The sequence below is a fragment of the Streptomyces sp. NPDC002536 genome (assembly GCF_053594995.1).
Window position 1 is genome coordinate 35433 of the sequence record NZ_JBSFWU010000060.1, and the last position, 12693, is coordinate 48125.

General features: G+C 72.4%; 10 protein-coding genes. 6 read left to right on the forward strand and 4 right to left on the reverse strand.

The features are described 5' to 3' along the window. The first annotated feature begins 161 nt into the window (after positions 1 to 161). From ACWD4B_RS22025 to ACWD4B_RS22040, 4 genes are all read left to right on the forward strand, one after another. The gene (locus ACWD4B_RS22025) at positions 162 to 4043 is read left to right on the forward strand and encodes an nSTAND1 domain-containing NTPase (RefSeq protein WP_451422322.1); all 3882 of its coding nucleotides are present in this window, start codon (positions 162 to 164) and stop codon (positions 4041 to 4043) included. A 61-nt stretch (positions 4044 to 4104) separates the two neighbouring features. Continuing rightward, on the forward strand, positions 4105 to 5043 hold the full coding sequence (locus tag ACWD4B_RS22030; protein ID WP_451422323.1) for a RimK family alpha-L-glutamate ligase: 939 nt from the start codon (positions 4105 to 4107) through the stop codon (positions 5041 to 5043). An 11-nt stretch (positions 5044 to 5054) separates the two neighbouring features. Then, complete coding sequence (locus ACWD4B_RS22035) at positions 5055 to 5558, forward strand: nucleoside deaminase (RefSeq protein WP_451422324.1); 504 nt, start codon at positions 5055 to 5057, stop codon at positions 5556 to 5558. 242 nt (positions 5559 to 5800) lie between these two features. After that, on the forward strand, positions 5801 to 7273 hold the full coding sequence (locus ACWD4B_RS22040; protein WP_451422325.1) for a hypothetical protein: 1473 nt from the start codon (positions 5801 to 5803) through the stop codon (positions 7271 to 7273). 55 nt (positions 7274 to 7328) lie between these two features. On the opposite strand, the gene ACWD4B_RS22045 is transcribed toward ACWD4B_RS22040, so the two are convergent. The 4 genes from ACWD4B_RS22045 to ACWD4B_RS22060 form a co-directional block, all read right to left on the reverse strand. Then, positions 7329 to 8033, reverse strand: coding sequence for a class I SAM-dependent methyltransferase (locus ACWD4B_RS22045; RefSeq protein WP_451422326.1), 705 nt, complete (start codon positions 8031 to 8033; stop codon positions 7329 to 7331). 115 nt (positions 8034 to 8148) lie between these two features. Further along, positions 8149 to 8775 (reverse strand): disulfide bond formation protein B, encoded by a 627-nt coding sequence (locus ACWD4B_RS22050; RefSeq protein WP_451422327.1) that lies wholly within the window; start codon positions 8773 to 8775, stop codon positions 8149 to 8151. A 22-nt stretch (positions 8776 to 8797) separates the two neighbouring features. Continuing rightward, positions 8798 to 8959 carry a hypothetical protein gene (locus ACWD4B_RS22055; protein WP_336417180.1) on the reverse strand — a complete coding sequence of 54 codons (162 nt, stop codon included), beginning with the start codon at positions 8957 to 8959 and terminating at the stop codon, positions 8798 to 8800. 177 nt (positions 8960 to 9136) lie between these two features. After that, complete coding sequence (locus tag ACWD4B_RS22060; RefSeq protein ID WP_451422328.1) at positions 9137 to 10813, reverse strand: bifunctional 3'-5' exonuclease/DNA polymerase; 1677 nt, start codon at positions 10811 to 10813, stop codon at positions 9137 to 9139. Positions 10814 to 11074: 261 nt separating this feature from the next. Here ACWD4B_RS22060 and ACWD4B_RS22065 point away from each other — a divergent pair, with 261 nt between their 5' ends. Both ACWD4B_RS22065 and ligD read left to right on the forward strand, forming a co-directional pair. Continuing rightward, complete coding sequence (locus tag ACWD4B_RS22065) at positions 11075 to 11308, forward strand: chaplin (RefSeq protein ID WP_336417178.1); 234 nt, start codon at positions 11075 to 11077, stop codon at positions 11306 to 11308. Between the two features lie 215 nt (positions 11309 to 11523). Continuing rightward, positions 11524 to 12537, forward strand: a complete 1014-nt coding sequence (ligD, locus tag ACWD4B_RS22070) for a non-homologous end-joining DNA ligase (protein WP_451422329.1) — start codon at positions 11524 to 11526, stop codon at positions 12535 to 12537. The last annotated feature ends 156 nt before the right edge of the window (positions 12538 to 12693 follow it).

The following is a 12693-nucleotide window of genomic DNA, read 5'->3' on the forward strand; positions in this document are numbered from 1 at the left end:
TACGGCATCCCTCCGATGCCCTTTGCCCCCGGTGTCGGCTCACTCCACCATGGGGCAGTGGGGAGTTGTCCGAAAGCCCAGTTCACGCTGGACAAACAACTCGGACAAAGTTTCAGGTCGTACGGACAGGCCCCCTCCGGGGCCATGGCGGAGGCGGCGACATGACGGACTCGGGCAGGGCGGGCCGGGCACGGCTGGGCCGTCCGGAGCGCCCCGTCGACCCGGACGCGGGACCGGTGGAGCACCTGGCGTGGGAGCTGCGGCAGTTGCGCGAACGGGCCGGGAAACCGAGCTACCGCGTCCTGGCGCGGCGGGCCCACTACTCGGTCAGCACGCTGGCGGAGGCGGCCAAGGGGGAGAAGCTGCCCTCGCTGCCGGTGGTCCTGGCGTACGCGCAGGCGTGCGGGGGCGACGCGGTGGAGTGGGAGGCCCGGTGGCGGGCCGCCTCGGCCGCGCTCCCCGAGGACGGCGGCGACGGGCAGGGCGCGCAGGAGAAGGACGCACGGTGCCCGTATCCGGGGCTGACGGCCTTCGCGCCGCAGGACGCCGACGTCTACTTCGGCCGGACGGAGCTGGTCAAAGAGTTGCAGCTGCACGTCGAACAGGGGCCGCTGGTGGCCGTGTTCGGGGCCTCGGGCTGCGGGAAGTCCTCGCTGCTGCGCGCCGGGCTGCTGCCGGGGCTCGGCCCGCAGCGGCACCCGGTGCTGCTGGTGCCCGGGGCCCGTCCCCTGGCGGCCCTGGCCTCGGCGGTGGCCTCCGTGGTGGGCGGCTCCCCCGAACCGCTGCACCGCCGGCTCGCCGAGGACCCCGCGGCGCTGGGCCTGGCACTGGGCACCTGGCTGGCGTCCCGGCCGGAGGACGAGCGCGTGGTGCTCGTCGTCGACCAGTTCGAGGAGGTCTTCATTCTCTGCGAGGACGAGGGCGAACGCGCCGCGTTCCTCGGCGCGTTGGCCGGGCTGGCGCACGCCGGCACCCCGCGGATCCGTACGGTCCTGGCGGTGCGCGCCGACTTCTACGCATCCTGCTTCTCCCACGCGGACCTGGTCGCCGCCCTGCGCTCGGGGGTGCAGATGCCCGTCGGCCCGCCGTCCCGGGAGGAGCTGCGGGAGATCATCACCGGGCCGGCCGCCGCGGCCGGGGTGAGTACGGAGGCCGGGCTGACCGAGGCCGTGGTGGCCGAGGCCGCCGGCCAGCCCGGGGCCCTGCCGCTGGTGGCCCACGCGATGCGCGAGGTCTGGCAGCGCCGCGGCGGCCGGGTGCTGCGGCTGGCGGACTACCGGGCCAGCGGCGGCATGCAGGGGGCCGTCGCCCAGACCGCCGAGCACCTCTACACCACCGCTCCCGAGGAGCAACAGGAGGTCCTGCAGGCCCTGTTCGTCCGCCTGACCGCCCTGGGCGAGGGTACCGAGGACACCCGGCGCCGGGTGGACCGCGGCGAACTGCGGGGGCTCGCCGGTCCCGAGGTCCTCGACGCCCTGCTGCACCGCCTGGCCGCCGCCCGGCTCGTCGTCCTGGACGGCGCCACCGTCGAGGTGGCCCACGAGGCCGTCATCCGCGCCTGGCCCCGGCTGCGCCGCTGGCTCACCGACGACCGCGACGCCCTGCGCACCCACCGCCGCCTCACCACCGCCGCCCGCACCTGGGAGGACCTCGGCCGCGACCCCGGCGCCCTGTACCGGGGCACCCAGCTCGCCACCGCCCGGTCCTGGGCACGGGACCGGGCCGGCGCGCTCAACGAGCTGGAGTCCGCCTTCCTCCAGGCCGGCATCACCGCCGACCAGCGGCGCGTGCGCCGCGCGCAGCGGGCCATCGCCGCACTCAGCACCCTGCTGGCGCTGGCGCTGATCTCCACCGCCGTGGCCATCTGGCAGCGCAGCGACGCCGTGCAGCAGCGCGCGGACGCCGAGTTCCGCTCCGTGGTGGCCGAGGCGGACCGGACACGGATGTCCGACCCGTCGCTCTCGGCCCAACTGGCCCTGGCGGCCCACCGGATGCGCCCGGAGGACCAGAACGTCGACGACACCCTGATCTCCACGGCCAACATGCCGCTCGCCACCCCGCTGCGCGGCCACAGCGGTGCGGTGTATCTGACGTCGTTCAGCCCGGACGGGCACACCCTCGCCACCGCGAGCTACGACCGCACGGTCCGGCTGTGGGACCTGCGCGACCCGGCCGGCCCCAAGCCCCTCGGTCCGCCGCTGACCGGCCATTCCAGCTGGCTGACCTCGGCCGTGTTCAGCCCCGACGGGAAGACCCTGGCCTCCGCCGGGGACGACCGCTCGGTCCGGCTGTGGAACGTGGCCGACCCCGCGCACCCCACCCCGCTGGGCAGCCCCCTCATGGGCGGCAACGGCACCGTCTACCTGGTGGCGTTCAGCCCCGACGGGCACGTCCTCGCCACCGCGGACGAGGACCGCACGGTACGGCTGTGGGACCTGAGCGACCGGCTCCGTCCCAAACCGCTGGGCGAGCCCCTCACCGGCCATACGGCACAGGTGCGTTCGGTGGCGATCAGCCGGGACGGGCGGCTGCTCGCGGCGGGCGGCGACGACGACACCGTCCTCGTCTGGAACATCTCCGACCCCGCCCGCCCCGAGCGACTGGGCCCGCCGCTCACCGGCCACACCGGGACCGTGCACTCGGTGGCCTTCAGCCCGGACGGGCGCGTCCTGGCCACGGGGAGCGACGACAAGTCCATCAGGCTGTGGGACACCGGCGACCCCGCGCACATCGCTCCCCTCGGCACCGCCCTCATCGCCCACGCCGCTCCCGTGTGGTCGGTGAACTTCGGCCCGGACGGCCTGCTGCTGGCCTCCGCCGGGGCCGACGGCACCACGCGGCTGTGGAACGTGGCCGACCCGCGGCGGATCCTGCAGTTCGGGCAGCCGCTGGCGGGCAGCGGCGGCGGCATGTTCACCGCGGTCTTCAGCCCGGACGGGCACAGCCTCGCCACCGGGAGCGACGACGGCACGGCCCTGCTGTGGTCCCTGCCCGCCGACACCCTGGTGGGCCACACGGCCAACGTGGCCGGTGCGGCGTTCAGCCCCGACGGGCATCTGCTCGTGACCGCGAGCGACGACAGGACCGCTCGCCTGTGGGACACCGCCGACCCCGACCGCCCCAAACCCGCCGGCCGGCCCCTCACCGGCCACACCAACTACCTGAGCGGCGCCGCATGGCACCCCAACGGCCGCATCCTCGCCACCTCAGGCGAGGACGGCACGGCGCGGCTGTGGAACGTCTCCGACCCCTCCTCCCCCACACCGCTGGGCAAGCCGCTCACGCTGCACACGCGTTACTCCGGCCCGCTCGCGTTCAGCCCGAACGGCCATGTGCTGGTCACGGGTTCCGACGACCAGAGCCTGCAGCTGTGGAACATCGACGACCCCGCGCACCCGACCCCCGTCGGCCCTCCGCTCACCGGCCACACGGGCTATATCAACGCCATCGCCTTCAGCCCCGACGCGAGCACGCTCGCCACCGCGAGCAGCGACCGCACCGTCCGTCTGTGGGACGTCGACGACCCCACGCACCCGGAGCTGCTCTGCGACCCGCTGACCGGCCACACCGCGGACGTCCGAGCGGCGGCCTTCAGCCCGGACGGGCACGTCCTCGCAACCGCCGGGAACGACAAGGCGATCCGCCTGTGGAACGTGCGGGACCCGGAGCACCCCAAGCCCCTGGGCTCCCCCCTGCCCGGCCACCGCGAGCCCGTGCTGTCCCTGGCGTTCAGCCCCGACGGGCGGACGCTCGCCAGCAGCGGCAACGACACCACCGTGCGGCTGTGGGACGTCTCCCACCCGGCGGACGGCGTGCCGTCGCGGCAGCTCGCCACCGGACACACGGCCTCGGTGCGGACGGTCGTCTTCAGCCCCGACGGCCGGCATATGGCGACGGCCAGCGCGGACAACACGGCGCGGCTGTGGGACCTGGACCTGGAACGCTCCGTGCGGCGGATCTGTGACGCGAGCCGCGGCACCCTGACGCCGGATCAGTGGAAGCAGCACGTGCCGCGGCAGGAGTACCGGGCGCCGTGCAGGTAGGCCGTGCGGAGCGGGGATAGGCTGCCAGCCGGTGCCGGTCGCGGAAGGGGAGAGAAGACGTATGGAGCATGCGGCGGTACAAACGCCTGCCGACGTGTGGCTGCTGGTGCGGGAGCACCCGATGCCGCTCATGCGGACGAGCGAGCAACTGGCCGACGCACTCAGAGCGGTTCACGGCGACCGGTTCGCCGTCTGGCACACCGACGAGCTCGTCATCGGCGTCCACGACGGGCGGTTGACACTGCGCACCTTGAGCGGCCTGGACGTCCCCGCCCCGAAGGTGGCGTGCGTGCGCCAGCTGCCCGGCTCGATGCACCACGACCGCGAGGTCTCGCTGCTGCGGCACCTGGAGCGCATGGGGACCGTGCTCCTCAACCCGCTGGACGCGCACCTCGTGTGCCGCAACAAGGTCTGGCAGCTCCAGGAACTCGCCCTGGCCGGGCTGCCGGTGCCCGACACCCTCTCCTACGCCACCGCCCCGCTGGAGGGCGTGGTGCGCACACCCGGTATCGACGCGCCGTGCGTGGTCAAGTCCGTCATCGGCCACCGGGGCAGGCGGGTCTTTCTCGCGCCCGATACGCATCTGCTGCACGACGTGGCCGGCAGTCTCGCCCAGGACGTTCCCCTCCTCTTCCAGGAACACGTGGCGGCCTCGCACGGCCGCGACCTGCGCGTGGTGGTGGTCGACGGCGAACCCGTCGCCGCGGAGGTACGCGCCTCCCGCAACGGCGTCCTCGCCTCGAACCTCGGCCGGGGCGGCCGGGCCACCCTGTGCCTGGGCCGCTATCCGCAGGCCGAGGCCCTGGCCGTCCGGGCCGCCCGCACCATGGGGCTCGCCGTCGCCGGCGTGGACCTGCTGTTCGCCCCGGCGGACACGTACACGATCTGCGAGGTCAACGCCGTCCCGGGGTGGCGCCCGGAGATGACGGCGGTGGTCCCCGCCATCGCCGCGTGCGTCGCACGCCGCCTCGACGGCCGGGGGGATCGGGAACCACTGTGAGGAGAACGGCCTTGACCGACATCAGCCCCGCCGACGTCGCCTTCCTGCAGCGCGCCGTCGCCATCTCCCGGCGCGCGCTGGAAGCGCCCGGCATCACCCCGTTCGGAGCACTCGTCGTCGTCGGCGGCGCCGTCGTGGGCGAGGGCAGCAGCTCGGTCGTCAAGCTGCACGACCCCACCGCGCACGCCGAGGTCATGGCCCTGCGGGCGGCGGGTGCGGCGCTGGAGCGGCACATCCTCGCGGACGGGGTGATGTACACCAGCAGCGAGCCGTGCCCGATGTGCCTCACCGCCTGCTATTGGGCGCGCATTCCGCGGGTGGTGTACGCGGCGGACAGCCGCGACGTGGCGGCGCACGGCTTCGAGGACCTGCGGCTCTACCGCGAGCTGACGCTGGACAGCACGGACCGCACCCTGCGGGGCGTGCCCGTGGACGGCCCGGTCCGGGCGGAGGCGGTGTCCGTGCTCAAGGCCTGGACCGATGGGCTGCCCGAGCCGGTTGTTCCGAAATTCTGAACGCTGCCGCATTGCCCTCTTTGGCCGGAAGGTTGCTGTACACACCCGCTCTTTGGTGCGGACGATCGATGAGTGCGACATTGCACGCGATCCCGGAAATGAGAACTCATCGTCCATTTCGGGTTCTTCAAGCATCGGCACCGCACGGGGGAAGACACATGGCTTCTTCGGCAACCCAACTGCTTCTGTCTGCACCGGCCCTTTCACCGGACGATGCACACGTCCCCACCGGTCGAATTCTGATGATCCATCCGCCCTATGTGCACGACGACTACCTCGGCGCCGGCACCCCGTTCTCCCCGGACCGGCTTCCCTTCCTGCCCGTTGCGCCGCTGTACGCGGCCGAATTGCTGGAGAGGCAGGGCCTCGCCGAACCCGTCCTGTTCGACTGCCAGCTCCACGACCTGCGCAGCGCCGAGAACCTGGAGGACTACGACGCGTTCGGCATCGCCGTCATGGGCGCGCAGAACATCAGCCCGGCGGCCCAGGTCCACCGCCACCTCACGGTCGAGCGCGAACTGCCCGCCCACCGGGTGCACGTCGGCGGTCAGGGGGTGGAACGGCTCTCCCCCGAGGAGTTCGAGCGGATCTTCCCCGGGGCGCACCAGACGGACCGGCGGTGGCTGTCCGCGGTCCCCGGCGCCATGGACATCGACCTGCGCCACCAGCTCGGCCGCCTCCCCGAGGACGACCTGCGCACCTACCTCACCCATGAACTGACCCTGCCGTTCAGCCAGGGCTGCCTGTTCGGGTGCAGTTTCTGCGGGGCACAGATCCAGCAGCGCGAGTCGTTCTTCAACGTCCGCGCCCATCTGGAGAACGCCTGCCGGATCGCGGAACGCCTCGGCCTGTCGTCGCTGTACCTCTACTGCACCTCGCTGGACTTCTTCCAGCAGGGCCTCCCGGGCGGCAACCTCGGGCTGCTCACCGCCCAGCTGGAGGCGGTCATCGAGGTCGAGGAGCGGTACCCGGGGATCCGCATCGGTCTGCACGCCCTGACCCGCGCCGACTCCTACAACGCCGCGATGCGCTCGGAGCAGGTCCGCGACCTCGTACTGCGCGCAGGGTTCGACCGGTTCGGCTTCGGCGCCGACGGCGCGGCGTCCGTCGCGGTGCTGCGGGCCATGCGCAAGCACGCCGACACGCTGCGCTCCGACCTGATCACGGCCTTCCAGCACATGGAGGAGAACCGGTTCGTCCCGGAGATCCTCTACGTGTTCGGCATCCCCGAGGAGACGGAGGAGACGCTCGCCGAGACGCGCATGCTCTGCGGTCTGCTGCTGGAGACCTTCCCGTCGTCGGAGTACCGCGGGTTCCCCGCGAAGAACGAGATTCCGGGCAACTCCAACTGGAAGCGCCCCGGATGGCGGGGCTCGGCGGCCCACCGCACGCTGCTCGACCACCCGGACCATTTCCTGAACCTGGGGTTCGAAGCACTGGCGAACGAGACCTCGCACCGCGATCCGGAGATGCGCATGATGGTCAACCGGTATGCCGTGGACATGAGCCGGCACGCACATGACCTCGGCCGGGTCCGCAGCTATCTGACCCTGCCGGTGGCAAGCCCCGGCGCTGCGGTCATGGACGAGGAGACGCTGGACGGTTTCCGCAGCATCGCCGCGCACTACGCCCCGGACGCCGCCGCCGAACTGCGGACGGACAATCTGGCCGAACTGCGACCGGTGCTCAACTCGGCCATTCCCAAGGACTACTGAGGACTACCGGGGACTACTGAGCTGTTTCACAGTGAATTCATGTTCGTGGGGGTGATCACAACGGCTTGGTGCCGGACACGACCGTGGTCGGCACCCACGGCCCGGTACACCACATCCGCGCCCCCACTCCTCGGCGAGTGACGTCGCGCAGTCCCAGCCGTTCCATATCGGCGCGGTACTGACGCGTGTTGCGGATGTCGGCGATCACCAGGCGACCGCCGGGCCTGAGCACCCGCGCCGCCTCCTCGATCGCTGCGGTGCGGCCGACCCCGTCCGAGATGTTGTGGATCGCCATGCTGCTCACCACGGCATCGAACATGCCGCTCTCGAAGGGGAGTCGGGCCATGTCGGCAGTGTGGAGCTCGACGCGGTCGGCCACGCCCTCCGCCCGTGCATTGCGCTCGGTGACAGCAGGATCGTTGCCGCTCTGATCCTGACTGCGCCACAAGTCGACGCCGTGCGCCCGGCCTTCGGGGAGCCGGCGGGCCGCCGCCAGGAGCACCGCGCCCCGCCCGCAGCCCAGGTCGACGACGTTCTCGTCACCGCGCAGCGCCAGTTCGTCGAGAAGCCTCTCCCAGACGGCGAACTTGCCGCGCCGTGTCGCGTACATGTAGAGGCCCGCGGCAATGAGCGCGAAGCAGCCGAAGAAGAGCACCCAGGCTGCAAGTGCCGGCCTGTCCATGGCCAAGGAGACGATGCCCCCGGCCAGCAGCACGATGCCCACGGCGCCGTAGAAGGCAGGGACGTACGGAGCGTCCACTCCGTACTCTCCCTGATGCCGGACAGCGGGCTGAGCAGATAAGCGGGAAGGCAAGACCACTCCTGACGTTCCGGGAACGAACAGCATCCACGGTTCAGGCTATCTGTGCGATCCCTCAGAAACCGAGGTCGGTGAAGAACTGGTAGCCGGTGGGATCACCGGTCATCCGGAAGTGGAACCCCTGGATGAAGAAGCAGGCCACGAGGTTGCTGACGGCGAAGACAGTCAGCAGGGTCGGAGTGATGGCACTGGCCTTGCGCAGTGCGGGAGAGGCAGCGGCGGCGTCCAGCGGCTCGGCCTCCTGGCTCAGCACCAGGGCGGTTCCGCCGGCCAGTACGGCCAGGACGAAGCTCACCAGAGCCCAGGTGTACAGGTGCAGTCCGAACAGGGCGCCGGCGTAGCCAGGGTCCGGCGGCACGATGTGCATCAGCACCTGAGCTGCGGAGACGACGCTGCCGCAGATGGCGGCGACGATGGCCCAGCCCCATCCGGAGGCGAACTCGCGCGTGGTCACCGGCCCCTTGCGGGAACGGGCGATGACGTAGGCCGGTCCCAGAGCGCTGAGCAGGAAGAACATGCGCTGCAGCAGACACATCGGGCAGGGGTACTCCCACAGTCCGAACTGGAAGAAGTAGGCGCCGCCCAGCACGCCGCACATCCCCAGCACGTAGGCGTGGGCGAACCACAGGCCCAAGCGGTTGGACAGGCGGGCAGAACGTGTGGTGATTGCCGTGGTGGTCATGGAAACGTTCCTCCTCCGAGGATCAAACGGCCAGGTGGTAGGCGTGGTTGATGACGTGCGGGACGAACGCGATCAGCGCCGCGACCAGAGTCCCCGCCCACAGCACCAGCCGCCTCCTGCGAGGCCAGTCGCGGAGCACCGCCAGGACGCACAGAGAGATGAGGAGGAAGAGGAGGGTGTACATGATGTCCTTGCTTCATCGACCGACAGCTTGCGTCTCACACCATCCGCCTCGGCGCATGCCACAGGTAGTCGCCATGGGCCGATGAGCTCATAACGTGGGCCTATGCCTCAGCGGTCATGGCCGGGACCGGCTGGCACGGCGAGGTGGATCACGGCTTCGGGGCGAGCCGCGTCTGCCCTACCCCTTCGCGTCCGCGTAGCACTGCACCACAGCCGTCGAGAACGGGAAGCGCACGGGCGTCTCGCCGAAGGCCGTCCGGCCGGCGAGGTCGCCCGCTGCGCGGATGGCCTCCGCGACGGCCTCCGCCTCCTCCTGCGGGCAGTGGACGATGACCTCGTCGTGTTGGAAGAACACCAGCTCCGCCCGCAGTCCGGCGATCGCCTGCCGTACCGCGGCCAGCATGATCAGCGCCCAGTCGGCGGCGCTGCCCTGGACCACGAAGTTGCGCGTGAACCGTCCGCGGGCCCGGGCGCCCGCCGTGCTGCCGGGGGCGGCGGACGGCTCGTCCTGGGGGATGCCCGCCTCGTCGTCCACCGTGGTGGAGGAGGGCGGGCAGGTGCGGCCGAGCCAGGTGCGCACCAGGCGGCCCTCCTCGCCGGCGCGCGCCGCGTCGTCGACGTAGGCGACGGCCCGCGGGAAGCGGCGGCGCAGGTCGGCCAGATGCTTGAGGCCGTCGCCGGAGGTCTGTCCGTAGATCGCGCCGAGCATGGCGAGCTTGGCCCGGTCGCGGTCGCCGGAGAAGGCGCGCTCGGCGAGGTCCGCGTACAGATCCCGGCCGCTGCCGGCCACTTCCATCAGGCCGGGGTCGCGGGAGATCGCGGCCAGCACGCGCGGCTCCATCTGGTCGGCGTCGGAAACGACCAGGCACCAGCCGGGGTCGGCCACGACCGCGCGCCGGATCACGCGGGGGATCTGCAGGGCACCGCCGCCGTTGGCCGTCCAGCGGCCGGAGACCGTGCCGCCGGGCAGGTACTCGGGGCGGAAGCGGCCGTCGCGCACCCAGGTCTGCAGCCAGGACCAGCCGTGGGCCGTGTGCACGCGGTAGAGCTTCTTGTACTCCAGGAGCGCTGGGACGGCGGGGTGGTCGATGCCCTGCAGCTCCCAGGCCCGGGTGGAGGTGAGGGCGATGCCCTGGCGCGCGAAGGCCCGGACGATGTCGGCCGCCAGGTCGGGCCGGACGCGCTCGCCGAACGCCCGGGAGACCTCTTCGGCCAGTTCGGCCAGGCGCCGGGTCTCCTGGCCGCCCGGATAGCGCTCGCCCAGCAGGGACGTGAGCAGCTCGCGGTGCACGTCCGCGCGCCAGGGCACCCCGGTGCGTCCCATCTCGGCGGCGACGAGCATGCCTGCCGACTCCGCGGCGGTCAGCAGCCGCATCCTGCCCGGGTGTGCGGTGCGCTCCGTGCGGGCGAGCTGGGCCGCGTACACCTCGAGCAGCGCGTGCAGCTCGTCGGTGCCCGGCGGCAGGGGCACCGGGCCGGGCTCGAACAGCGAGGGCTGGGTGTCGGCCGTGCGCACGGGCGGATCCTCCGGCACGGGCAGCCCGTGCAGCCGCGCCCAGCCGGCGGCCAGCGAGCGCGGCTGGCCCGCCTGGCCCTCCTCGTGGCCGGTGAGCAGGGCCTCGGCGGCCTCCACGTCGTAGCACCGGTCCACGCGGACGCCCTCGGCGAGCAGCCGCCCGTAGACCTCCCGCGTGGCGCGCCACACCCACCGGTCGGCCTCGGGCCGGGCCCGCACCGCCTCGGCCAGGCTCCGCTCCGCCACGACCGGCCCGGCGGCCCGTCCTTCGCCGTCGACCGGGCACAGGCGCACGCCCTCGCCGCCCGTCCCTGCTGCCACTGCCCATCTCACGGGCACGACTCTGCCACCGGGGTCTGACAATCGCCGGTGACCCCGGGCGGGGCCGACGGTCGATACCGCCCGGAGAACGGGCAACTCCCGTCACCTTCAAGACCGTTGACGTGGCCGGATGCACCCACAAGTGGTCAAGGCCGGACCGGCCGTCGCCGGAGGGGATGAACATATCGACTGCTCGTATGGGAAGCGGTTTTCCATGAGCAAGACTCTCTCTTGCCGGAGCTTTTGCTCTGCCAAACCCCCTTCCACGATGGAGACATCATGAGCATCCGCAACGCCGCCACCGTGACCGCCCTGGCCGCCGCCGCCATCGGCGCCGGAGCCGCCAGCGCCGCCGCCGACGGCGCCCACGCCGCGACGTGCAAGGACCCGGGCGTCGTCGCCGGGAACATCGCCCAGGTCGCGCCGCGCGTCTCGCCGAACGTCGGCGGCAACACCATCTCGGTCGTCGGCATCCTCAACAGCTCCACCGGCAACACGCTCGTCAACGAGTGAGCAGCCCCGGTTCCAGCCGCCGTGGGCACCGCGGGTGAGGCGCTGAAGCGCCCCGCACCCGCACCGGCCGCGCGTTCCTCGTCCTCCTCCCGGCGAGGGCGCGCGGCCGTTCCCGTGAACCCGGAAGCGGACCCGGAATGCGGGCCGCCGCTCCGGGCGGGAAGCTGGAGACGTCCAGCACCACGCACCCGCCCGACCGGGACGGACGAATGCCGATGGCGGAGCCCGGGCCCCTCGACCGGCTCACCCCCGCACAGCTCGCCCGGCTGCGTCCGGCCCGGGAGCAGGACACCGCCCACCCCATGCTCGCCGTGCCGAGCGAGCGCCGGGCGTTCGGCGCCGGCTGGCTCTTCGAGCGGAAGCTGGACGGCGTGCGTGTCCTCGCCTCGCGCCGCGCGGACCGGGTGCGCCTGGTCTCGCGGACCGGGCAGGCGGTCGGCACCGCCTATCCCGAACTGGTCGACGCCCTGGAGGCGCAGGACTGCGGCGACTTCACGGTCGACGGCGAGGTGGTCGCCCTGTCCCGGGGGCGGACCGACTTCGGCCGGCTGCAGCAGCGGATGCAGATCACCGACCCCGCCGCGGCGAGGGCTAGCAGGGTCCGCGTCGTCTACTACCTCTTCGACCTGCTCAGCCTGAACGGCGTGGACACCACCGGACTCCCGCTGCACACCCGCAAGGCCCTGCTCCGCGACGTCCTCGCCCTCCGGCCGCCGCTCCGCTTCACCGCGCACCGCACGGGAGACGCCGGGGCCCTGCTGGCCGAGGCCTGCGCGCGGGGCTGGGAAGGACTGATGGCCAAGCGCGCCGACGCCCCGTACGTGCACCGGCGTTCCCGGGACTGGCTCAAGCTCAAGTGCACCACCGGGCAGGAGTTCGTCATCGGCGGCTTCACCGACCCGTCCGGCAGCCGCACCGGCTTCGGCGCGCTGCTCCTCGGCCACTTCGAGGACGGCCGGCTGCGGTACGCGGGCAAGGTGGGCACGGGGTTCTCCACGGCCGTACTGGCCGGGCTGCGCCGCCGCCTCGACGGGCTCGGGCAGCAGGGCTCGCCGTTCCACGACGAGGTCCGGGAGAAGGGCGCCCACTGGGTGCGCCCCGAACTGGTCGCGCAGATCGCCTTCGCCGAATGGACCCCGGCGGGCCGGCTCCGGCACCCCCGCTACCTGGGGCTGCGCGACGACAAGGCCGCCGCGGACGTGGTCCGCGAGCGGCCCGCGCAAGCGTGACGGATTCACGCCAATGTCGGACCGGCATCTACAGAACTCCCCTACTCCGCACGATCATTCCTGCCGGGCGGCCGGGCACGGCAGGACCCGGCTGGAGGAGTTCGTGCCCGACGGGCCGGACGAGCTGACGGTGCAGTGCGGCATCCTCGACGGCCC